Annotated in this window: 18 protein-coding genes; 8 read left to right on the top strand and 10 right to left on the bottom strand. The window is 68.9% G+C overall.

Annotated features, from left to right (window positions below; genetic code table 11):
• The first annotated feature begins 437 nt into the window (after positions 1 to 437).
• Together CBQ26_RS10010 and CBQ26_RS10005 are read left to right on the top strand one after the other, a co-directional pair.
• Positions 438 to 1,745, top strand: a complete 1,308-nt coding sequence (locus tag CBQ26_RS10010; protein ID WP_088248499.1) for an RNA-guided endonuclease InsQ/TnpB family protein — start codon at positions 438 to 440, stop codon at positions 1,743 to 1,745.
• Positions 1,746 to 1,805: 60 nt separating this feature from the next.
• Positions 1,806 to 2,243 carry a response regulator gene (locus tag CBQ26_RS10005; protein ID WP_088248498.1) on the top strand — a complete coding sequence of 146 codons (438 nt, stop codon included), beginning with the start codon at positions 1,806 to 1,808 and terminating at the stop codon, positions 2,241 to 2,243.
• 167 nt (positions 2,244 to 2,410) lie between these two features.
• On the opposite strand, the gene CBQ26_RS10000 is transcribed toward CBQ26_RS10005, so the two are convergent.
• The 8 genes from CBQ26_RS10000 to CBQ26_RS09965 all read right to left on the bottom strand — a co-directional run bounded on the left by CBQ26_RS10000 (position 2,411) and on the right by CBQ26_RS09965 (position 12,354).
• Positions 2,411 to 3,616 carry a sensor histidine kinase gene (locus tag CBQ26_RS10000; RefSeq protein ID WP_088248497.1) on the bottom strand — a complete coding sequence of 402 codons (1,206 nt, stop codon included), beginning with the start codon at positions 3,614 to 3,616 and terminating at the stop codon, positions 2,411 to 2,413.
• Between the two features lie 194 nt (positions 3,617 to 3,810).
• A complete protein-coding gene (locus CBQ26_RS09995; protein ID WP_088248496.1) occupies positions 3,811 to 5,412 on the bottom strand; it encodes a carboxylesterase/lipase family protein in 1,602 nt (533 codons plus the stop codon).
• 590 nt (positions 5,413 to 6,002) lie between these two features.
• Positions 6,003 to 7,304, bottom strand: coding sequence for a DUF2254 domain-containing protein (locus CBQ26_RS09990; protein ID WP_088248495.1), 1,302 nt, complete (start codon positions 7,302 to 7,304; stop codon positions 6,003 to 6,005).
• On the bottom strand, positions 7,301 to 8,203 hold the full coding sequence (locus CBQ26_RS09985) for a mechanosensitive ion channel family protein (protein WP_244898016.1): 903 nt from the start codon (positions 8,201 to 8,203) through the stop codon (positions 7,301 to 7,303). The genes CBQ26_RS09990 and CBQ26_RS09985 overlap by 4 nt, the downstream gene beginning before the upstream one ends.
• A 202-nt stretch (positions 8,204 to 8,405) precedes the next feature.
• On the bottom strand, positions 8,406 to 9,419 hold the full coding sequence (locus CBQ26_RS09980; RefSeq protein WP_342351777.1) for a serine hydrolase domain-containing protein: 1,014 nt from the start codon (positions 9,417 to 9,419) through the stop codon (positions 8,406 to 8,408).
• 1 nt (position 9,420) lies between these two features.
• Positions 9,421 to 10,371: an N-acetylmuramic acid 6-phosphate etherase gene (murQ, locus tag CBQ26_RS09975; protein WP_088248493.1), complete on the bottom strand. Its 951-nt coding sequence runs from the start codon at positions 10,369 to 10,371 to the stop codon at positions 9,421 to 9,423.
• Positions 10,358 to 11,581, bottom strand: coding sequence for an anhydro-N-acetylmuramic acid kinase (locus CBQ26_RS09970; RefSeq protein WP_342351776.1), 1,224 nt, complete (start codon positions 11,579 to 11,581; stop codon positions 10,358 to 10,360). The genes murQ and CBQ26_RS09970 overlap by 14 nt, the downstream gene beginning before the upstream one ends.
• A complete protein-coding gene (locus CBQ26_RS09965) occupies positions 11,578 to 12,354 on the bottom strand; it encodes a GntR family transcriptional regulator (protein ID WP_088248561.1) in 777 nt (258 codons plus the stop codon). Before CBQ26_RS09965 ends, CBQ26_RS09970 begins: the two co-directional genes overlap by 4 nt.
• Positions 12,355 to 12,523: 169 nt before the next feature.
• Here CBQ26_RS09965 and CBQ26_RS09960 point away from each other — a divergent pair, with 169 nt between their 5' ends.
• From CBQ26_RS09960 to CBQ26_RS09935, 6 genes are all read left to right on the top strand, one after another.
• Positions 12,524 to 14,293 carry an ABC transporter substrate-binding protein gene (locus CBQ26_RS09960; protein WP_088248492.1) on the top strand — a complete coding sequence of 590 codons (1,770 nt, stop codon included), beginning with the start codon at positions 12,524 to 12,526 and terminating at the stop codon, positions 14,291 to 14,293.
• Positions 14,294 to 14,500: 207 nt separating this feature from the next.
• The gene (locus CBQ26_RS09955; protein WP_088248491.1) at positions 14,501 to 15,472 is read left to right on the top strand and encodes an ABC transporter permease; all 972 of its coding nucleotides are present in this window, start codon (positions 14,501 to 14,503) and stop codon (positions 15,470 to 15,472) included.
• Complete coding sequence (locus CBQ26_RS09950; RefSeq protein WP_088248490.1) at positions 15,469 to 16,578, top strand: ABC transporter permease; 1,110 nt, start codon at positions 15,469 to 15,471, stop codon at positions 16,576 to 16,578. Before CBQ26_RS09955 ends, CBQ26_RS09950 begins: the two co-directional genes overlap by 4 nt.
• A 96-nt stretch (positions 16,579 to 16,674) precedes the next feature.
• Entirely contained in the window at positions 16,675 to 18,438 is a 1,764-nt protein-coding gene (locus CBQ26_RS09945) for an ABC transporter substrate-binding protein (RefSeq protein ID WP_088248489.1), read from the top strand.
• Positions 18,435 to 19,574, top strand: coding sequence for an exo-beta-N-acetylmuramidase NamZ family protein (locus CBQ26_RS09940; RefSeq protein ID WP_216360350.1), 1,140 nt, complete (start codon positions 18,435 to 18,437; stop codon positions 19,572 to 19,574). The genes CBQ26_RS09945 and CBQ26_RS09940 overlap by 4 nt, the downstream gene beginning before the upstream one ends.
• A gap of 131 nt (positions 19,575 to 19,705) precedes the next feature.
• Positions 19,706 to 20,638, top strand: coding sequence for a hypothetical protein (locus CBQ26_RS09935; protein WP_088248488.1), 933 nt, complete (start codon positions 19,706 to 19,708; stop codon positions 20,636 to 20,638).
• A 357-nt stretch (positions 20,639 to 20,995) separates the two neighbouring features.
• On the opposite strand, the gene CBQ26_RS09930 is transcribed toward CBQ26_RS09935, so the two are convergent.
• Both CBQ26_RS09930 and CBQ26_RS09925 read right to left on the bottom strand, forming a co-directional pair.
• Complete coding sequence (locus CBQ26_RS09930; protein WP_088248487.1) at positions 20,996 to 21,202, bottom strand: hypothetical protein; 207 nt, start codon at positions 21,200 to 21,202, stop codon at positions 20,996 to 20,998.
• Between the two features lie 191 nt (positions 21,203 to 21,393).
• Positions 21,394 to 22,446 carry a GGDEF domain-containing protein gene (locus tag CBQ26_RS09925; protein WP_088248486.1) on the bottom strand — a complete coding sequence of 351 codons (1,053 nt, stop codon included), beginning with the start codon at positions 22,444 to 22,446 and terminating at the stop codon, positions 21,394 to 21,396.
• Between the last annotated feature and the right edge of the window lie 92 nt (positions 22,447 to 22,538).

The following is a 22,538-nucleotide window of genomic DNA, read 5'->3' as shown; positions in this document are numbered from 1 at the left end:
GAGACCGGGGAATTTCAAGCTCCTGCCTCCTGGGCCTTCGTTCTATTGATACCGGCGTCAGTTGACATTGCTTATCACTCCCCTGTGTTGGAAGGACGCTGGCCAGGACGCCTTGCATGTCAGCAGACGTGATACGGATTTACGCCGTTATCAATAATGAGCGGCGGACTGGTGACGCTGAACGAAGCTGTGGCCATAGAAGAGCTTCTTACCCTGGCAGACATGCGGATGTATCTGGCGAAGGCCCGTGGCCGCGACCAGCTCGTCAGTCGAGCTTCGGAGTAGCCAAACAAATCCGCAAGGCTCCCGGTGTCTGGCGCGGGTGTTTGTTCACCGAGAAGCTCCGGGTAGGCCATTGCCTTTAGGCATGGGGAGGAACCGGAGTGCCGCCCATAGGCGGCCTTGCTGTTCATACCAGAAGGGTCTAGTCTTTTTACGTGAAAGCCACGTTGACCGCCAAGCTGAAGCTGCATCACACCAGGGAGCAACAAGCTGCCCTGGACGCGGTGACGCTGGCCTACCGAGACGCGCTGAACGACACATCACACCAGGCGTTCGAGATGAACAAAACCTCCAACGCCGCCAAGATTCAGAAGGAGGTCTACACCACCCTCCGAGAACGCTTCGGGCTCGGCGCTCAGATGGCCTGCTCGGTCCCCCGGAAGGTCGCAGCCACCTACAAGACCCTCTGGACCCGCGTCAAACAGGCCGCCGCACAGCGGGCCGTGAACCCCAAAGCCCGCCGCTACAAGGGACTGGATACCGCGCCGAAGTTCGTGAGTCGCACGCTGTCCTACCAGTACGGGCGCGACTACTCCTTCAAGACAGGCCAGCAGGTCAGCATTGCCACGCTGGCGGGCCGTCTGATGCTGCCTTACGAGGGCTACCGGAAGCATCTGGACTGGATCGCCGACGGTGCCCGGATCGGCGCCGCACAACTCTGGTATGACACGAGGAAGAAGCAGTACTTCCTGCTCGTCCCGCTGGAGATCGAACTTCCAGACCCTGAACCCGTGACACATCAGCAGGTGGTGGGCGTGGACGTGGGGATGCGGTATTTCGCGGTCGCATCGAATCTCTCAGGGAAAGCGTTCTTCAAGTCGGGGAAGGAAACGCTCCGCCATGCGGAGCGTTTCCAGAAGGCCCGCAAGTCGCTTCAGCAGAAAGGCACCCGTTCCGCAGTCCGCCGTCTGGTGGCGCTGTCGGGAAGGGAAAGACGGTTCATTGCTGACGTCAACTCTTCTCTCGCTTCTGTCATCCTCAAGACCTACCCCCATGCCTTGATCGGCGTCGAGGAACTGACCGGGGTTCGTGACCGTACTGAAAGACGCTCGCGCCCGAACAGCTCCGAACAGACCCGCAAGGCCAATCGTCGCCGTGCGAAGTGGAGTTACGCCGAGTTGCTGGGGTTCCTGTCGTACAAGGCGCCGCTCCTGGGCAGTACGGTGGTGAAGGTGGACGCGCACTACACCTCGCAGACCTGCCCGAAGTATGGGCATTGCAGCCGCGACAACCGCCCACGGAAGGGGTTGATGTTCGTCTGTGAACGGTGCGGGTACCAGTTGCACGCGGATCTGGTGGGGGCGAGGAATGTGGGACTCAGGGCATTGCTTGTCCGGCAGGACTGGATGAGCACGGGGCGGTTGTCATGCGCCCCTGATGTGTCGGACGCTGAAACCAAAGCGGCTCGCCTGTCGAGGTACGCCGAGTTGCGGTGGAGTCCAGACACAAGCCCCCGCCTTTAGGCGTGGGGTCATGACGCTTGAGCGGTCTTTCTTCCGGCACCTTTTCAGTACACTTCTTGGATGCCCGATCGCCCCTTCCACCTCCTTCTGGTCGACGACGAATTCGCGGACGCCGAGCTGTTCACCGAGATCTTCCTCGAAGCCTTCCCTGACGTCCACATCCACCACGTCCTCAACGGACAAGAAGCCCTCGACTACCTCTCCAGCCCTGCCGTGCCCCGCCCTGACCTGATCATCCTCGACCTGAACATGCCCGTCATGAACGGTCACGACTTCCTCCAGCACGCCAAGGCGCACGACACCCACCGCAGCATCCCCGTCCTCGTTCTGTCCACCTCCTCCGGCGTTCAGGACGTCCAGCGCTCCTACCACAATTTCGCCAGCGGCTACGCCGTCAAACCTTCCTCCTACCAGGACCTCAAAGCCCTCATCGACCGCATCAGCGGCTACTGGAACGGCGCCGTGGTTCTTCCCCGCATCGAACAGCTCACCAGCTGATACGGATTCCGTCTGTTTCGCCGACAGATCGGAACACCACCGATCTGCCCGCTCCACGTCCGGAACCCGTGTTACTCCCACTCTGCGGGGCAGCTCTCCGAGTCGCATCCGCTCGGACCCAGCGGGCTTTGCAGCCCATTCAATCGGAGTCCGTATGAGTCGTTCAATCACGCGGAGTTCAGCGTGGACTCAGCGTCGGGCATCCAGGCCGGCAGGGTGAAATGAACACTCGTTCCGCCCCGGTCATTCCCGGTGATCCAGATCCGGCCCCCATGCCGCTCCACCACCTTCCGGCACACTGCCAGCCCGATGCCGTTCCCGGCGGACTCCGTGCGGTTCTGAAGGCGGCGGAACATCTCGAATACGTGCTCCGCGTGTTCCGGCGCGATTCCTACGCCCGCGTCCGCCACTTCGAACGTCACCTGATCACCCTCCTGCGTACCGCAGAGGGTGACATTCAGGTCCCGGCCGACACTGAACTTCAGGGCGTTCCCGAGCAGGTTGGTCAGCAATTGACGCATCTGGCCGGGGTTGGCCTGCACAGGCGGCAGGTCCTCGCAGCGCAGCGGCCGGTCTTCAGGCCACCGCAGTGTTTCCAGGATGTCCGGCAGCAGGGTCTTCAGGTCCAGCTGAACCGTCACGGGCGCGGCAGTGATGTCGGCCATGGTCAGGATGTCCTGCACGAGGCGGCGGGCGCGGGCCGCCTGGTCGACGATGTGACTCAGGGAGCGGTCGGCACGTTCATCCAGCTGACGCCCCCGGTACCGGACCTGCAGCATGTCGGCGTGCAGACTGAGGGTCCGCAGCGGCTCCTGCAGGTCGTGTGAGGCGACGGACGCGAACTGACTGAGCTCGTCGTTGCGCGCGGCGAGCTCCCGGTTCTGCCGGCTCAACTCCCGGCGGCTGGCTTCGAGTTCCTGCGTGCGGCGCTGCACCTTGGCTTCGAGTGTCCGGTTGAGCAGGCGGACTTCCAGCTCGGCGAGTTTGCGGCGGGTGATGTTCTCGTGCGCGACCATGGCGTACGTCTGGCCGTCCTGCTCGAAGCGCGTGACGCGCGCCACGAAGTACCGTTGTTCGGTGGGGGAGTGGCAGGGGTACTCCATCTCGAACACGTCGGCGTCTGCCCGGAGGACGTCCTGGATGCCCATCATGATCTTGAGGGCGTCGTCCTGATCCGGGCCGTTGGCGTTGGCGCAGATGTCGAGGTAATTGCTTCCCAGGCCGCTGGTTCCGCCGTTCTCCCGGGCGAAGTTCGCCCAGGCGCGGTTGACGGCGGCGACCACGCCGGTACTGTCGAGGATGGCCACGTGAGCGGACAGCGCATCGAAAGCAGCGATCGCGTAGCGGCTGGGGAGGGTGCCGTGTCCAGGCATCAGTTCTACCCTAGCAGCAACGAGAGCCCCATGATTCCGGTGAACAGTCATAAGGATTCCGTATCAGATCAATCCGCACGCAGTGAATTCTCTTGCAAGCCCAGTCAACACCTTGCGGAAATTCACGTGACGACTGCCGCGTGCCTCTTGCGCAGATGCCGATTCACGGGCTGCACAACCCGAACTGGCTGTCGTCACTGCAGGTTCAGAGGGAGCCAGTACCCGCACTGATGGTCGGACCCGAAGGTGAGGGACTGCTGCACGCCGGTGGGCGTGAATTCGTGGATGTTCCCACGGGCTGCCGCGAAGGGAACCCAGGCAGAGCCGGTCGCGTTGGGATTCCCGGTCTTGATGAACTGCATCCACGCGCCGCTGAAGGCGTCCGAGAGCGCCTGCTGGGCGGGTGTGAACAGGGCCGGGTCAGACAGGCCAGCCACCGGCGCCTGGAAGGCGTAGACGAGTGAACTGGAGTGATGTGAACCCAGGCCTGGCAGGTCACTGGGCGCTTTCAGGAGCGTGGCGGCCTGCGGATCGTTGAACTCGAAGGCGTAGACGGGCACGTGTCCGGACAGCGCCTGATTCACGCGCAGGGAGGTGCAGCTGAACACGGCGTCCGTGAAGAGGGTCGCGAAGGCCAGTGCGGGCGTGCCGTACTGCCGGTAGGGGTACCGGGCGAGCGTACGGCTGGTATTGGCCAGCCCGACGGTCAGACCCGCGCCAGCCCAGTACACGACGGGCGTGATGGGGCGGCCGTCCGGGGAGGCGACCTGCACGAACAGGCGGCCCTCGTCGCGGGTGGTGCCGTTCATGACTGGAACGCGGTTGAACTGTCCGCTTTCGAACGCCTCCCGCAGTTGCCGGGGAAGGGAGCGGTTCTCGTAGACGGGCGACCAGACCAGCGCGCTCGCCGGGCGCAAGCCAGGGACGCTGGTGGTCAACAGCTTCATCGGATCGACCGCCCGCAGGCAGGCGAGGTCAGTGACTCGGCAGCCGAGATTGGTCACGTACCGCGCGTTGCGGGTTTCGGCCTGTGCCTGCGTGACGGCGTTGCCGGGACTGGTGCACAGCCCGCTCTGAATGATGGCTGCCCGGAACAGGCCCGCCGACTGCGGTGAGGCGAGGTGCGCGCAGACGCTCATGCCGCCGGCCGATTCGCCGGCGATGGTGACCTTCGCGGGGTCCCCTCCGAAGGCGCGGATGTTCGCGCTGATCCAGCGCAGCGCGGCCTGTTGGTCCTGCAGCCCGTAGTTCCCGGACTGCCCGGCGTTCTCACCGCTCAGGGCGGGAAGGGACAGCCAGCCGAGGGCGCCCAGCCGGTAGTTCAGGGTGACCACGACCACGCCGCGCTGCTGCGCCAGGACCGAGCCGTCGTACGCGGCGCTGGACCCGGCGGTGAAGGCTCCGCCGTGAATCCAGGCCATGACCGGCAGATTGCTCTCTGGCGCGGCGCCCGCAGGGGCGTAGACGTTCAGCGTCAGGCAGTCTTCCTCTCCCTTGACCGAGCCGGGTGTCTCGCCCGGCTGGGCGAACAGGGCCACCACGGCCTGCGGGCAGACAGGGCCGAACTGTGAGGCGTCTCGTGGCGCCGTCCAGGGCGCCGCCGGCTGGGGCGGCTGCCAGCGCCGGGCGCCGGTGGGAGGCGCCGCGTAGGGAATCCCCAGGAACTGGCGGGTGTCGGTCAGGCGGCCGACGAGAGGTCCGTCCTGCGTCTGGACGGTGACGGGCGTCTGGGCGTGCGCGGGTGAGCTCAACAGGGCGGCGGCGAGGAAGGCGTGGACGGCTGACCGTGTGCGCATGGTAGGACCTCCGTCCGTTCAGTGTGACGCACGGTGCTGGCGCAATGCGTGGGAGGCTCATCAAGGGTTTTCAGGTGGCACGAGATGCGCGCCAGGACGCTGTCGACCAAGGCCCTATACAGGTTGTCATCGGTCAGCCCAGCATTCTGCGCGTTTCTGTTCCCTGCGCCCTGCACCGCACGACATCCAGCTGCTCCCGCCTTCTCGTTTTTCGATCCCCAGGCGCTCGTTTCCGAGCTGTTCAGGCGGAGAAGAGCCTGTCGCGGCCAGAAATTCCCTCCGGGGGGCAACGGGGAATATGACGTGCTGACCGACGTTTCCCCTTCTCTGTGCCGTCATGACGTCGTGTGGCACACGACTCCAGCAGGCGTGGAAACTCTTGCCGTTTGTTTCGCCAACAATCCGGAACTTCACCGCCCCTGCCGGCTCCACGTCCGGAGGGGCGTTTTTCTCCTGCTCTGCGGGGCAGCTCTCCGAGTCGCATCCGCTCGGATCGGGCGGGCTTTGCAGCCCCTTCAATCGGAGTCCGTATGAGTCACGACCTGGGACGCTTTCTCATGTTTTGTGTCAGGCCGTCAACAGGACACCCTCTAGCTGACCCCTTCCTGGGCCTCCCCGTCGCCGCGGCTGGCCTGCAGGGTCGCCCGCGCGCGTTCCTCTATCTCTCGCAAATCACCGGAGTTCTTCGTGTCGCGCCGCGCGTCCTCGGCGGTCAGTTCCGCGTGACGGCGCAGCTCCCGGCGGCGCAGCGGGTCCGTCTCGTTTTCGGCCACGGTCCGCAGCACGTCCAGCAGCCGCAGCGTCACGGCCGGACTGCCGCTGCCGTACTGCCGGATCATGTGGAACATGCTGTCCAGCAGGCCCGCGTAGGTGGTGACGGGGTACACCAGCCGCAACTGGTGATCCCGGAACTCCACGCCGGGCGGCCAGGTGCGGCCCTGCAGGCGGCACAGCGCGTCACCGAAGCGGTCGATCACGTCGATGGCCGTCACAGGGTCGTTCGTGCCTGGACTCAGGGCGCGCGCGGCCACCTCGGCCAGCTGCCGGACCGTGAATTCCAGGTCCTGCCCCGCCACCCGCCTCGGGCCCAGCGTCAACGCTGGTAACACCCGGTCCGGCAGGCGCGGGACGCCCACCGCGACCGGTGTGTTCGGGAAGACATAGTCGCCGGGCCGGACGAACACCCGCAGCGCCACGCCGTCCCGCTGCGCCGCTGCGATCAGGGCGTCCGTGTCGAGGAGTTGCAGGTACCCGCTGTCCGGCGAGCGCAGCACTTCCCCGCCTGCCCAGAACGCCTCGGGCGGGGCGGGGGGAGCCGCCTCGGCCCGCTGTTCGGTTGTGGCCCGTTCCAGCGCCCACCGCAGGTCGTCGCGCAGCAGGTTCACCACGGCCGTCATGTTGATGCCGCTCGTCACGTGTGCCAGGAAGTACACCAGCGCCGCCACGCACGCCAGCGCGAGTCCCATGGCGACCGTGACGTTGTAGTGCGGCACGAACGGCGCGTCCTCACCTCCCTGCACGCTGCGAAGACTGAACAGCGTGAACGCGAACGTCGCGATGAACGTGCCCAGCACCGCCTGGTTCCCGCGGTCGCGTGTGAAGTTGTCCAGCAGCCGGGGGCCCATACTGCCCGCCGCGTACGACAGGGCCGCGATGGTGATGGAGAAGACCGTTCCGGCCACGCCGATGGCGCTGCTTGCCACGGCGGACAGCAGGCTGCGCGCCCCGCTCTCCCCGCCCGAGTACACCCAGGTCAGCCCGTCGGGAATGCCGTACCGTTCCTCCAGTTCGATTCCCGCCCAGGCGAGCAGCAGCGCCAGGGCGGTCATCACGGCCGGCAGGAACCAGAACTGCCCGGTCCATTCCCGCAGGCGTAACCAGGTGCCCTTCATGGCGTCTCCGGGTGCCGGGTCAGTGCGGCGCGTGGCCTGGGATTGTCGGCCCGGGCGGGCCAGCCTTCCCGCTGCCGGGTCCGGTCGCCGTCGGTCTCCTCCGTCTGGTCGTGGAACAGGACCTGCTGCGTCGGCAGCGGCAGATCGATCCCGGCGGTGATCAGGGCGGGTTTCAGCGCCTCGAGCACGCGGTCCTGTGATTCCACCACTTCACGCCGGATGGGCGGGTCGATCCAGTAGCGCACTTCCAGGTTCACGCTGAAGTCGGCGAGTTCCCGTACGAGCACGGTGGGCGCCGGGTCGCGGCGGATCTCCTCGACCCCGGCGAGGGTGTCCAGAATGACCCGTTTGGCCTGCGCGATGTCGTCTCCGTAGCCGATACCGACCGTGACTGCGAGGCGCCGCCGGTCGTAGGCGGTGTTCACGATCACCCGGTTCGTGTACAGCTCACTGTTCGGGATGACCACCTGGCGGTTGTCGTATGTGCGCAGCAACGTCGCGCGCACCTGGATGTCCTCCACGGTGCCCTCGTGCTCACCGCTGACGATCTGATCCCCGATCCGGAAGGGCCGCGTGATCAGGATCAGCAGTCCCGCCAGGAGGTTCTGGAAGATGTCCTTGAACGCGAATCCGATCGCGACCCCGCTCACGCCCAGCGCGCCGAACAGCGACGCGGCCGTCAGGGTCGGGAAGATCACTGTCAGCGCCACCAGGACGCCCAGCGTCAGCAGCGCCCAGGAGACGAGTCTCCCGAACACCAGGCCGATTCCTGCGGGCTGCCCGGCGCGCTGCGCGAGGGTCTGCACGGACCGGCGCGCTACGCCCGACGCGAGCCAGAACGCGAGGAACAGCGTTAGTGCCAGCGCGACGTTCGGCAGGCTGGCCAGCAGGCTCTGCACAAGTGTCTGAAAACGAGTCAGAATCGGTTCAAGTTGCCACTCCATCGGGCGCACAGTACGGTGCCTGCCGGTCCGGGGCGTGTGACGGCGCTGATGGATTCGTCCATGGTTGTGTCGGGAGAGCCGCGGACCTCGCCGGGCGTGGTGATATCCGGCGGGCGCGCTGCCTGGGCGGACGCGGCGCAAGTCCGCCCTGTGAGGTTCAGGGTGCGGCGAGGGCCGCCTGGAGGGTGTTGCCCACGGCGCGGCGCAGGCCCTGAATGTCGAAGGGCGTGTGCCGGGTCGGGTGGACGCGGTTGGTGAGCAGCACCCAGGCGAGGCCGTGGCCGGGGTCCACCCACAGGCCGGTGCCGGTGAAGCCGGTGTGCCCGGCCGCCTGCGGGCTGCACAGACTGCCGCCGCTCCAGCCGGGGCAGACGTGCACGAACGCCAGGGTGCGTTCCGGGGCGTGCGGGCGCAGCGCCAGCGCCTGCGCGGCCGCCGGGAGCCACCCGCCGCGCAGCAGCCGCTCGGCCTGATCCAGCACGCCGTCCAGCGTGCCGAACAGCCCGGCGTGCCCGGCGCTCCCGCCGAGCGCGGCGGCGTTCTCGTCGTGCGTCTCGCCGGTCAGGAGCCGGCCGCGCCACGCGCAGACCTCGGTCGAGACGGTGCGGGCCGGGTCGGGCGTGAAGGTCAGGCCCGCGTCGAGCGGGAAGTCGCTCAGGCGCTGGTCACGCACGCGTTCCAGCACGCGGCCCAGCAGCACGTACCCCAGGTCCGAGTAGCGGACCGGGCCGGCCTCCGTGACCTCCCAGGGTTCCTGCAGGAACCGGGCGCGGATGGTTTCGGGGTCGCCCCAGGTGTACAGGGGCGTCCAGGCGCCCAGTCCGGCCGTGTGCGTCAGGAGCTGGCGGGGCGTGCGCGTGTGCAGCGGCGTGTCCTGCATCCACGCGAGGTCCGGCAGCAGCCGGGACAGCGGGTCGTCGAGGTCCAGCAGGCCGTCCCCGGCGGCGCGCAGGGTTTCGCGGGCGGTCAGCAGCGGCTTGGTGAGGCTGGCGAGGTCCCACCAGTGGTCGCCGCTCAGCGTGGCGGCGTCGGGCGCGTGGCGGGGGCGGCCCAGGTGCAGCGTGACGCGTTCCCCGGCGGCGTTCACCACGCCGAGCGCGGCGGCGGACGGACCCTGCGGGGCGTGCACGGCCGCGTCCAGCAGCGCGCGGGTGCGGGGCGGGACGATCACGTCAGGCCTCGCCCAGCGCGGCGCGGGCGTGACCGTGCGCGGCGTCCAGCCGGCGGGTCGCTTCGGCGGCGCTGACACCCAGGCGCAGGGCGACGACCGCGACTTTGACCTGGCCGCTGGCGCCCAGCAGGGCGGCGCGGGCGTCGGCTTCGCCGGCGCCCGTGGCGTGCATGACCAGCCGCAGCGCGCGGCCCTCGAGTTTCTCGTTGCTGGCGCGCAGGTCCACCATCAGGTTCCCGTACACCTTGCCGAGTTGCACCATCAGGGCGCTCGAGAAGCTATTCAGCGCGATCTTCTGCGCGGTGCCGGCTTTCAGGCGGGTGCTGCCGCTGATGATTTCCGGGCCGGTGTCGAGCAGCACGCCGCACTCGGCTTCCCGCAGCAGTGGCGTGTCCGGGTTGTTCGACAGGCCGACCGTGAGCGCCCCGGCCTGCCGCGCGGCGCGCAGCGCGCCCAGCACGTACGGCGTGGTGCCGCTGGCGGCCACGCCGATCAGCACGTCGTCCGGGCCGATGCGGGTGGTTTGCACGTCGCGTTCGCCGGCGGCGCGGTCGTCCTCGGCGCCTTCGACGGCGCTGCGGATGGCGCGCTCCCCCCCGGCGATCAGCGGCACGGCCCGTTCGGGCGGCCATGAGAAGGTGGGCGTGAGTTCCGTGGCGTCGAGTACGCACAGGCGGCCGCTGGTGCCGGCGCCGACGTACAGCAGCCGTCCGCCGCGTTGCAGGCGGGGCAGGGCGGCGGCGGCGGCGCGGGCCAGGGCGGGCGCGGCGGCCTGCGCGGCCTGCACGGCGCCCAGCTGATCCCCGGTCAGGACGTCCAGCAGTTCGCCGAGTGGCAGCCGGTCGAGGTCCGCATGGTCCGGGTGGACGCCCTCGGTGCGGCGCGGGTCGGCCGCGGCGGGCCTGCCTGGGTGGGCGCTCGGGTCGGTGGAGGAAGCGTCAGCGTGCGTCATGGGCGGTCTCCTGCGGGGGCGTGAGGGGGGCGGGCGTCCACTTGCCGCACAGGGCGGCGTGGCGGGCGCCGGTGGTGTGCGGCAGGGTGTTCGGCCAGCCCTGCGCGTGGGCGTAGCCCAGGAACGCGAAGGCGGCGGCCTCGCGGGTGGCGTCGGTGAAGCCGCGTTCCTCCCAGCCCACGTCCCGGAAGGTCCGCACGGGAACGGGGAGCGCTCCGCGCAGGGCGCGCATCAGCGCCGGGTTGCGGGCGCCGCCGCCTGCCACGACGACCTCCTCGGGCGCGCGGTTCAGGAAGCGCAGCGCCCCGGCGACCGACCGGGCGCTGAGGGCGGTGGCGGTCGCGGCGAGGTCCGGGAGGCTCAGGGGCGGCGCGTCCAGGCGGTCGAGGGTCCAGACTTCGCGGCCCGTGGCTTTGGGGGGCCGCTGCGCGAGTTCCGGGTGCGCCAGCCAGCGCTCCAGGGTGGCTTCGTGGACCTGCCCGGCGGTGGCCAGCGCGCCTCCCTCGTCGTGGGTGTGGCCGGCGCGGGCGGCGATCTCGTCGAGCAGGCAGTTGGCGGGGCCGGTGTCGAAGGCCTGCACGGCCAGCGGGTCCAGGCCCGCGAGCAGCGTGACGTTGGCGATGCCGCCCAGGTTCAGCACGGCGCGGGTCACGCCGGTCTGCGCCAGCAGCGCCCAGTCCGCGAACGGCACGAGCGGCGCGCCCACGCCCCCGGCCGCCAGATCGGCAGGCCGGAAGTCCGAGACGACCGGACGGCCGCTGCGCGCGGCGATGACGGCGGCCTCGCCGAGTTGCAGCGTGGCGGGCCGCGCCCAGCCGCGCGCCGGGTCGGGCAGGGGATGGTGCTGCACGGTCTGGCCGTGACTGGCGATCAGGTCGGCCTGCGCGGCGTGCGGCGCCGCCGCCGCGGCCAGGGCCTCGCCCAGCTGCCAGTGCAGCTGGGTCAGGTCGGCGGTGGTCGCCTCGCCGCGCATGGCGGCCAGCACGGCGGCGCGCAGCCCGGGCGGGTACGGCGTGAAGGTGTGGGCGACCACCCGGCCGCGCGGGCCGTTCCCCAGCGGGGCCAGGGGCGGCAGGGAGGACCGGCCGGCGCCGCCCACCGCAGGGCCGGCCAGGGCGGGCCAGCCGGGCAGTTCGAGCAGCGCGGCGTCGATGCCGTCGGCGCTGGTGCCGCTCATCAGGCCCAGCACGCGCGGCGGGCGGGTGTTCACCGGGCGTCCCCGCGCAGTTCCATCACGAAGTCGTAGCGGTCGCCGCGGTAGTGGGCGCGGGCGTACTCGATGGGCCGGCCGCCCTCGAGCCAGGAGACGCGGTCGGTGGCGAGGAGCGCGGCGCCCACGCTGACGCCGAGCAGCGGCGCGAGGTGCATGTCGGCGTTCACGGCGCGCAGGTGGCGGATGGCGCGGACGGGGCTGAGGTCCCGCGCTTGCAGCAGGGCGTACAGGCTGGCGTCCTGCACGGCGCGCTGGTCGAGTTCCCCGACGAGTGAGGCGGGCAGGGTGGAGTCCTCGATGGCCAGCGGTTCGCCGTCGGCGGTGCGCAGGCGGCGCAGGCGGTAGACGGTCTCGTTGGGGGACAGGGCGAGACTCATGGTTTCGTGGGCGGTGGGGCGGGCGCGTTCGAAGCTCAGGACCTGCGCGCCGGGCGTCTGTCCGCGGGAGCGGACGTCCTCGGAGAACGAGGCGAGCAGCGACAGCGGGCGGCTGGGCAGGTCGCCGGGCTGGGCGGGCGGCGTGACGAAGGTGCCGCTGCCGTGCCGGCGGGCCAGCAGGCCCTGCTGGGAGAGCAGCGCGAGCGCCTGGCGGACCGTGACGCGCGAGACGCCCAGGGTGGCGGCGAGGTCGCGCTCGGCGGGCAGGGCGCTGCCGCGCCGCAGCTGGCCGCTCTCGATCCGGTGGGCGAGGCCCTGGGCGACCTGGACGTAGACGGGTGTGGCGCTCCCGGTGTCCAGCGGGATGGCCCAGGTGGAGATGGGTTCTGGCATCCCCACGAACATACCACCTTCATACCAATGTGCAACAGGCTTGCAAGTGGACAGCAAGTGGTATTAGGCTAACAGGGTAAGAAACAACCCACTTCCGCGTCCCGCTTCATACTCCCCTGACACGGCCCCACCCAGGCGGCCGGCCGAACGTCACGCCCCGGAGGATTCCATGACCCGATCCCGTCCTGCCCGCACCGCCGCCCTGTCCCTCGTCACCCTGGCCCTGCTCGGCGGCGCCCTCGCCGCGCCCAAGAAGGTCAGCGGCTACGGCAGCCTCGGCGTTACCGACGGCAAACCCGGCGGCACGTACACCCTGCCGCTCGGCGACAGCCCCCAGAGCCTGTTCTACTACGGCGTCATCGACAACAACCTCGGCCTGATCTCGCAGCAGCTGTTCGACGGCCTGCTCGAATTCAACTACGCCACCTACAAACTCGAACCCGCCCTCGCCGAAAGCTACGTCGTCAGCGACGGCGGCCGCACCTACACCTTCAAGCTGCGCCAGGGCGTCAAGTGGAGCGACGGTCAGACCTTCGACGCCGACGACGTCGTGTTCACCTTCAAGAACATGATCATGAACCCCGAGGCCCGCGCCGGGGACGCCGCCAGCTTCAAACTCGACGGCAAACCCGTCGAGATCAGCCGCGTCAACCAGTACACCGTCAAGTTCGAACTGCCGCGCCCCAGCCCCGCGTTCCTGCTGCAGATGCGCTCGTTCATCATGCCCAAGCACAAACTGCTGAAATTCTCCGTCGAGGGCGGCGCCAAACCCAGCGACATCAACGGCGCGTGGCCCACCAACGTCGCCGAGAGCGAGGTCGTCGGCACCGGCCCGTTCAAGCTCGCCACGTACACCGCCGGGCAGAAGGTCACCCTGACCCGCAACCCCAACTACTGGAAGGTGGACGGCAAGGGCACGAAACTCCCGTACCTCGACCGGCTGGAATTCCTGGTGATCCGCGACCCGCAGGCGCAGGTGGCGCAGTTCCTGGCCGGCAACCTCGACCAGCTGAACATCAGCGGCGCGCAGTTCCCGGACCTGAAACAGAAGGAAGTGGCCGGCGCGCCCTTCCGCGTCACGCGCTCCACCGCCCTGTTCGGCAGCCCGCCCTTCGTGGCGTACAACTTCGACGCCAAGGACCCCGCCCTGGCGAAACTGTTCAGCGACGTGCGCTTCCGCCGCGCCATGCAGGGCGCCCTGAACCGCGACCGCATCATCGACACGGTCTACAACGGGCTGGCCAGCCTGCCGGGCCACGGCGTCGCCCCCGTCAACAAGGACTGGTACGCGAACACCAGACCGCAGCTCGGGAGCTTCAACGTCGCCGCCGCCGGGCAGGCCCTCGACGCCCTGGGCCTGAAAAACAGGAACAGCGCCGGCATCCGCCTGCTCCCGAACGGCCGGCCCCTGGAATTTGACCTGACCTACGGCACCGACTCCAGCACGTACCCCGCCATGGCCACCATCATCCAGAGCGACTTCGCCAAGGTCGGCGTGAAAGTCAACCTGCGCGGTATCCTGAGCAGCAAACTGCTCTCCACCGGCCAGAGCGGCGACTGGGAGATGATCCTGCATGCCTTCGGGGACCAGCCGGACCCGGAACTGCGTAAACCCATCTGGCAGCCCGGCGGCGCGCTGTACTACTGGCACCGCAGCCTCCAGCCCGCCCGTGACGGCGACAAACCCAACGTCGCGAAGATGGCCGCCTGGGAAAAGGACATCTACGCCATCTTCGACAAGGCCGCCACGACCACCAACGTCGGGGAACGCAAGGCGCTGTACACCCGCTGGCAGCTGCTGTTCGCGCAGAACCTCCCGGTCACGCCCATCGCCAAACCCGAGAACATCGGCGCGGTCAGCAACCGGTACGGCAACTACATCTACAACCTCGGCGTGATCCCCGGCTACAACCCCGTTCCGCTGATCTACCAGAAATAACCTGGCTGCCGCTCCCGCTCCTCTCCCCGACCGGTCCACAGCCCGGGTCGTGGGGCGGGGCTGGCGCGGCCCGGTCCTCCCCCCGGCTTTCGCCCACGCCTTCATTCCACCACCGGGAGTTCCACCCTTGATTCACCCTGTCCCCATCCGCTCCGCCCCTGTCCACCCGGCCCCCCCGCCACGGCCGCCCGCGCGCCGCGCCCGATCATGCTGACGTACACCCTGCGCCGCATCCTGGGCATGATTCCCACCCTGCTGCTGATCAGCGTCGTGTGCTTCACGGTCATCCAGCTGCAACCGGGATCGTTTCTCGACCAGTACCTCGAGGATCCGCGCGTCACGAAAGAGACCGTGGCGAGCATCACCCGCCAGCTGGGCCTGGACCAGCCGCTGTGGGTGCAGTACCTCACCTGGATCAAGGGCATCGTCACGCAGGGCGACTTCGGGTACTCCTTCGTGAACGGCCGCCCCGTCTCCAGCCTGATCTGGGAGCGGCTCGGCTGGACGGTGTTCCTGGCCGTGCTGACTCTGATCGTCTCCTGGGTGATCGCCGTGCCGCTGGGCATCTACACCGCCCTGAACCGCTACAGCAAACGCTCGGTCGCCCTGAACTTCTTCGGGTACGTCAGCCTCGCCACGCCGGATTTCCTGGTGGCGCTGCTGCTGATCGCGCTCGTCCTGAACCTGGGCGGCACGAACGTCGGCGGCCTGTTCAGCCCGCAGTTCATCGACGCGCCCTGGAGCGGCGCGAAGGTCATGGACCTGCTCGGCCACCTGTGGATTCCCATGATCGCCATCGGCCTCGAAGGCGTGGCCGGCCTGATGCGCCAGATGCGGGCCTCCATGCTCGACGTGATCGGCCAGGACTACGTCCGCACCGCCCGCGCCAAGGGCCTGGCCGGGCGGCGCGTGCTGTGGAAACACGCGGTCCGCAACGCCGTCAACCCGCTGATCAGCCTCGCGGGCCTGAGCCTGCCCAGCCTGATCTCCGGCACGATCATCGCCAGCATCGTCCTGAACCTCCCCACCATCGGCCCGTTCCTGTACGACAGCCTGCTGAACAAGGACCAGTACGTCGCCATGACCCTGCTGCTGTTCAGCGCGCTGCTGCTGCTGATCGGGAACCTGCTCTCGGACCTGGCGCTCGCCTGGGCCGACCCGCGCGTGAGGTTCGAATGACCGCCGCGACCCGCGCGCAGCCGGTTCGGCAGACGCCGCTCGGCATGGCCCTGCGCCGCTTCCGCCGCAACCGCCTGGGCCTCCTGAGCGCCTGGGTGCTGGCCGCCCTGTACGCGGTGGCGCTGCTGGCCGGGTTCCTCGCGCCGTACTCCATCACCGCGCAGCACGAGGACTACTCCTACCAGCGCCCGCAACCCGTTCACATCGTCCACGAGGGCAGACTCATGCGTCCGTTCGTGTACGGCTTCACGAAGCAGCGCGATCCCGTCACGTTCCTGAGTACCTTCAGCGAGGACCGCAGCCGCCCGCTGCCGATCCTGCTGTTCGTGCGCGGCGACGACCCGGCCGAATCCGCGTACAACTTCCTGGGCGTGTTCCGCAGCCAGTGGCACCTGTTCGGCGTCAAGGACGGTTACTACTTCCCGCTCGGCACCGACCGGTTCGGCCGGGACCTGCTGTCCCGCACCCTGGTCGGCTCGCAGGTCAGCCTGACGGTCGGCGTGATCGGCATCCTGATCTCGTTCTCCATCGGGATCGTGCTGGGCGGCGTCAGTGGGTACTTCGGCGGCTGGGTGGACAACCTGATCCAGCGGCTGGTCGAGGTGCTGCTGTCCTTTCCGCGCCTGCCGATCCTGCTGGCGCTGTCCACCATCATTCCCGCCCGCTGGCCCAGCACCTGGGTGTACCTGGGCATCGTGGCGGTCCTCGCGCTGATCGGCTGGGCCGGACTGGCCCGCGTGGTGCGCGGACAGGTCATGAGTGCCCGCACCGTCGACTACGTGCAGGCCGCCCGCGCGCTCGGCAGCAGCGACCTGCGCGTGATCCTGCGGCACATCATGCCGAACCTCAGCTCCTTCCTGATCGTGACCGCCACGCTGGCCCTGCCCGGCTACATCCTGGGCGAGAGTGCCCTGAGCTTCCTGGGCCTGGGCATCAAGGAACCCATGACCAGCTGGGGCCTGCTGCTGAAAGACGCGCAGAACTTCGAGACCCTCAACCTGTACCCCTGGCTGCTGCTGCCCGGCGTGCTGATCGTGATCTCCGTGCTGGCCTTCAACTTCCTGGGCGACGCCCTGCGCGACGCCGCCGACACCCAGAGCCGCTGACCGGCGCCCGCCGGGCGCCCCCGGCACGACGTCCCTCCTCCCGACTTCTCCCGTCTTCCCCTCTCCGTCCCTTTCCGTTCCCTGGAGGTTCAGATCATGCCCACCCGCTCCCTGCCCGCCCACCTGAGCGCCCTCACGGCGCTGCTCGCCCTGGCCGCCGTGCCCACTGCCGCCGCGCAGGGCAAGGCCAACGTGCCCGCCTCGCTGTTCCAGACGAACGGCAAACGCGGCGGCACGCTGACCCTGCCGCTCGTCAGCAGCCCCCAGAGCTTCAACTACTTCGCGGTGCTCGACAACAACTCCTACACGGTCATGAACAACGTCCTGGACCGCCTGATCACCCTCGACCCCCAGACGAACAAGCTGTACCCCGCCCTGGCTGAATCGTGGACTTTCGCGCCGGACGGCCGCAGCGCCACCCTGAAACTCCGGCGCGGCGTGAAATGGAGCGACGGCCAGGACTTCAACGCCGACGACGTGCTGTTCACCCTGAACGACGTCGCCGCGAACACCGGCCTGAAAGCCAACCAGTCCGCCGTGTTCCGCGTCGGCAAGGACCCGCTGACCTTCGCGAAGGTGGACGCCTACACCGTGAAGGTCAGCGCGCCCCGCCCGTACGGCGCGATGCTGCAGGCCCTGACTTTCGTGCCGATCCTCCCGCAGCACAAACTCGCGCGCTTCAACCCGCAGCGCGACCCGGACGGCTTCATGAAAGCCTGGGCGACGAACACGCCCCTGAAAGACATCGTGGGTACCGGGCCGTTCATGCTCAGCAGCTACACCGTCGACCAGAAGGTCACCCTGACCCGCAACCCGCACTCGTGGCGGCGCGACCCGGCCGGCACGCAACTGCCGTACATGGACCGCCTGGAGTACCTGATCATCAAGAGCCCGGACGCGCAGATCGCGTCGTTCCGGGCCGGGCAGCTGGACTCCGCGCCCATCACCGGCGCGCAGTTCCCGGACCTGAAACGCCAGGAGGTGGCCGGCGCGAACTTCCGCGTGGTGCGCGGCGTCGGCCTGAACAACCCCCCGGTCCACTGGGCGCTGAACCAGGACAGCCGCGACCCCTGGCTGAAAAAGGCCTTCAGCGACCTGCGCTTCCGCGAGGCCATGCAGTTCGCCGTGAACCGCGAACGGATCATCGACACGGTCTTCAACGGACTGGCCAGCCTGCCAGGTCACGGCGTCGCCCCCATCAGCGAGTGGTACACGAACACCAGAGGCTACCTGGGCGGCTACAACCTCCAGAAGGCCGCCGTGCGCCTCGACAGCCTCGGGTACCGCGACACCAACCGCGACGGTATCCGCAACTTCCCCGGCGGCGGCCCGAACCTGGAATTCAACATCCTGCACGCCGCCGACAGCGCCACCATGCCCGGCATCGGCACGATCCTCCAGAGCGACCTCGCGCGGATCGGCGTGAAGGTCAACCTGCAGGGCGTCACGGGCAGCACCGTTCTGTCCACCGCCCTGAGCGGCAACTTCGAATCGGTGCTGTCTACCTTCGGGGACCAGCCGGACCCGCAGCTGCGCAAGGACATCTGGCAGCCCGGCGGCGCGCTGCACTACTGGCGCCGCAGCCTGCAACCCGCCCAGGAGGGCGGCGTGCCCGACCTCGCCGCCATGACCGCCAGCGAGCGGCGCACCTACGACCTCTTCGCGCAGGCCGAGGCGCTCGGGAACCAGGCGCAGCGCCGCAAGCTCTACAACGAATGGCAACTGCTGTTCGCGAAGAACCTGCCGGTCATCCTGATCGCCAAACCCGACTCGGTCGCGGCGTTCCACGCCCGCATCGGGAACTACTACGTCAGGGGCGGCGCGGTCATCAGCAGCAACTACTCCGTCTTCGAACGGTGAGCGCCGCACACACGACCCGCCCTGCGGACGGCCCGCGCGTCGGGCTGGAGCACCTGCTCGCCCGGCCCGGGCAGGCCGCCGGGTGGGGCCGCACCGGACTGCTCACCAACCCCAGCGGCGTCACCGGTGACCTCACGCCGGCCGCCGTGGCCCTCGCCCGCGCCGGACTGACCCCGGAACGCCTGTTCGGACCCGAACACGGCGTGGACGGCAGCGGCGCTCCCGGCGAGGCCCCGGAACTCGAACGGGACGCCGCGAGCGGCCTGCCCACCACCGTCCTGTACCACCTGAGCGCCGAGGAGACCGCCCGCCGCCTCGCGGGCCTCGACACCCTGATCGTGGACCTGCAGGACGTCGGCGTGCGCTTCTACACCTACGTCAGCACCGTCCGTGACGTCCTGCGCGCCGCGCGCCTGCACCCGCTGCGGATCGTGATTCTCGACCGGCCCAACCCGCTGGGCTTCACGGTCGAGGGGCCGCTCCTCGACCCGGCCTTCGAATCGTACGTGGGCATCAGCGCGCAGCTGCCGCTGCGCCACGGCCTGACCATCGGCGAGGTCACCCGCGTCCTCGCCGCCGCCGAGGGCGTCCCCGTGCACGTCATCCCCACCGACGCGCCAGCCGGATGGCACCCGCACCGGCCCTGGGTGCCGCCCAGCCCGAACCTGCCGGACCTCGACGCGACCGCCCTGTACCCCGCCGGGGCGCTCGTGGAAGCCCTCGACGCCAGCGAGGGACGCGGCACCGCCCTCCCGTTCCGGCTGTTCGGCGCGCCCGGCCTGAACGCCCAGGCGCTCGCCGCGCGCCTGAACGCCCTGCCGCTGGGCGTCACCGCCCGCCCCGCCCACTTCACGCCCACCACCAGTAAACACGCCGGGCAGCGCTGCGCCGGCGTGCACCTGCACCGCACCGGACCCCCGACCGACCTGCTGCCCCTGGGACTGGCCCTGCTGACCGCCCTGGAAGAACAGGGCGCCGCCCGCAACGCCGACTGGCTGCAGAAACTCCTGGGCGTTCCGTCCGGCGACCTGCCCGCCACACCCGAAGCCGCCCTGCACGCCGCCGCCGCCTGGCAGGACGCTGCCCGCGCGCACGCCCGCACCCTGCACGCCCACCGCCTCTACGACCGGAATTGACGGCACAGCCGCGCCTGACCAGCGCGGCTGTGCCCCGTGCATGAGAGAGACCATGGAAGAAACTTCACCTGCCCTTCCATCAGACTTGTGGAACGAGAACGTGCCTCTCACCGCCACCTAGTATCACTCTCATGACATTGAACGCAGATCGTCTGTCCCACCGCCTCTCCTGGAGAGGCGTCTTCGCCGGCATGGTCATGGGCCTCGTCACGACCTTCACCATCATCGCGCTGGGCACCGTCATCACCGCCCTGACCGGCCTCACCCTCTCCGGAGTGGGTATCGCCGCCGCCATCTGGTCCGGCATCGCTGCCCTGATCGGCGCTTACGTCGCTGGCCTGACCGCCGTGCGCGCCGCCGCGCCCGCCACCCGCAACGACGACGGCATCGCCGCCATGACGCACGACGACGCCACCCTGACCGGTCTGGTCACGGCCGGCATGATCATCCTGCTCAGCACCCTCTTCGCCTTCAACAGCGCCAGCCGCCTGCTCGGCACGGCCACCACCGCCGCCGGGAACGTCCTCGGTGCCGGCACGGCCGCCACGGCCGCCGCCGGAACGGCCACCGCCCAGAACGGTGGTGTGCAGGACTTCGTCAGTGGCATCAACGAGGACGACATCGTCGACCTGATCGCCGGAAACAGCGAGGAGCTGAACGAGCAGCAGGTGCAGGCGACGAGCAACGTCGTGACCGGCATCTTCCGCCGCGCGCAGTACGACCTGGGCCAGCAGGACCTGAGCAGCGTCACCGACTTCGCCGGGGCGCGCGTCACGGCCATCCGCAACGCGCTGACCGGTGAGCAGTTCGTGACCCGCCTGGAACGTCAGGGCCTGAGCACCGCGCAGGCCGAGGAAGTCCGCACGGTCGTGACGACCGAAGTGGACCGCCTGGAGAAGCAGGCGCAGCAGGTGGCTGAAGCGACCGAACGCACCGCCCGCACCGCTGCCAGCACGACCGGCTGGGCCTGGCTGCTCGCCGCCGGCCTGACCATAGCCGCCAGCGTGTTCGGTGCCCGCAGCGCCGCCACCACCCGCACCGTGACGACCGCCGCGCGCCGCTGATTCCAAACCCGACTCCGGTGCAATGGTGCGTAAGCGCCATTGCACCGGAGTCAACACATTCCACGCCGCCTCGCAGAAAAGGTGAATCCGGCAGCCATTCCCGGACACAACAGCTGGAAAGCGGATCACGGGAACCCCCGTCCATTCCACTGCCGACCCCGACCATCGCCAGCCCCACGCCTGAAGAGGCCTTTCACTCCCACTCCGCGGAACAGCGCCCTACGCCGCTTCGCCTGGACCCAGCCCATTCAACCGCAGTCCGTAACACGCTCACGTCGGCACGCAGCAGAACCGCCGGAACGCCCCGCTCACTGAGCGGGGCGTTCCCACAGCATTAAATTCCTGCGCTTCTCCCCGCTACTTCGCCAGTTCGATCCTCAGGTCCAGGCCCTCACCTTCACCTTGCACGGACGCCGGGTGTCCATCGACCTCCAGCGTCGTCCGACCGCCATGCGTTTTCACCAGCAGCCGCACGGTCTGTCCTACCTGAAAGCGCCCGTCCTGGCTGGCCATCACCTGCGCGGTGGACGCGTCCCCCGCTTCTCGCCGAAGTTGTACGGTCATCGACTCTCCTCCTGCGCAGAAGTATCCACGCTGGAAGCTGACCAGACATCCAGGTTCCTTGAATAATTCCTGATGGACGCGACCGACCCTGCCCAGGCTTCCAGCGGGGAGTGCGGCACTGCGGTCCCCGCTCCGGGTGAAGCGAGAAACCGACCGAAGTCCGCTCAGCGTGGCGTCCATCCGGACGCACTTCACGGTGCCAGCCGCGCCTGATTACGCCCCCCAGCCTTCGCCTGGTACAGCGCCGCGTCCGCCTGGCGCAGTAATGCCAGCAGGCTGGACGCTGGATCATCCATCGGTTGGCGGGTCACGGCGATACCGGCACTGACAGTCACGCCCAGGGCCTCTGCCCGCTGAGCGAACGACACTCGCAACGCATCGACCCGTGCCAGCAGCGCTTCCTCATCACTGACGGCCGTCACCCACACGAACTCCTCCCCGCCGTGCCGGGTCAGCAGGTCCTGGGGCGCCGCGTGCTCCCGCATGACATCCGCCAGTACCCGGATGACGCGGTCCCCCTCAGCGTGACCATACCGGTCATTCACGCCCTTGAAGTGGTCGATGTCCAGCATGACCAGTCCGGTCCGCCCTGATGGACTGAACGGACTGGTCCCGAAGCTCTCGAACAGTGCGCGGCGGTTGCCCAGCCCGGTGAGTGGATCGGTCCGCACAGCCGCTTCCAGTGCCAGCGCTTCCCGCTCGGCTTCTCCCCGGAAGTACGCCACCGCCACTCCGGTCAGCACGACGGGCAGCGCTGTGACCAGTGCGTCCACCACCCACAGTCGCGGGGGCGTCGCGCCGTACTGGGCCCGCATCCAGACCATCAGCGTGATACTGATCAGCCCCAGTCCCTGTTGCGCCCAGACCAGCCGGCGGGGCAGGAATCCGGCTGCGAAGACTGTCACCCACAGCTGGGTCATGAAGGAGTACTGAGTGCCGAACAGGAACGTTTCTCCCAGCACGCCGCCCAGGGTGGCGGTCTGCGCGAGCAGCAGCAGCGGCAGGTCGAAGCGGTTCAGCGGCTTCTGGCGTCGCGCCCGGATCAGCAGCGCCAGTGCGCTCAGACTGCACAGCCCGTTGCCGACCATCAGCGCTTTGCCGAGTGCTGGCGCGGCTCCCGGTCCGCCAGGCAGCAGCAGTGCCAGGACTGCCAGACCCAGCCCAGCACCGAAGAACATGACCAGCACCCGGACCTTCACCAGGTGCCGGTCCATGCCGGACGGCGAGGGGGAACGCGGCGCCATACCTCTAGCAGACACAACCGACTCTCACAACCGCCTGACGGAGCCGGTCACCTGCATGCGCCAACAGAGTCGAACTACAGCCAACGACTCGG

Source organism: Deinococcus indicus, assembly GCF_002198095.1.
Classification (GTDB): domain Bacteria; phylum Deinococcota; class Deinococci; order Deinococcales; family Deinococcaceae; genus Deinococcus; species Deinococcus caeni.
The sequence above is the reverse complement of the archived record's forward strand: the minus strand, read 5'-3'. Positions and strand labels throughout refer to the sequence as shown.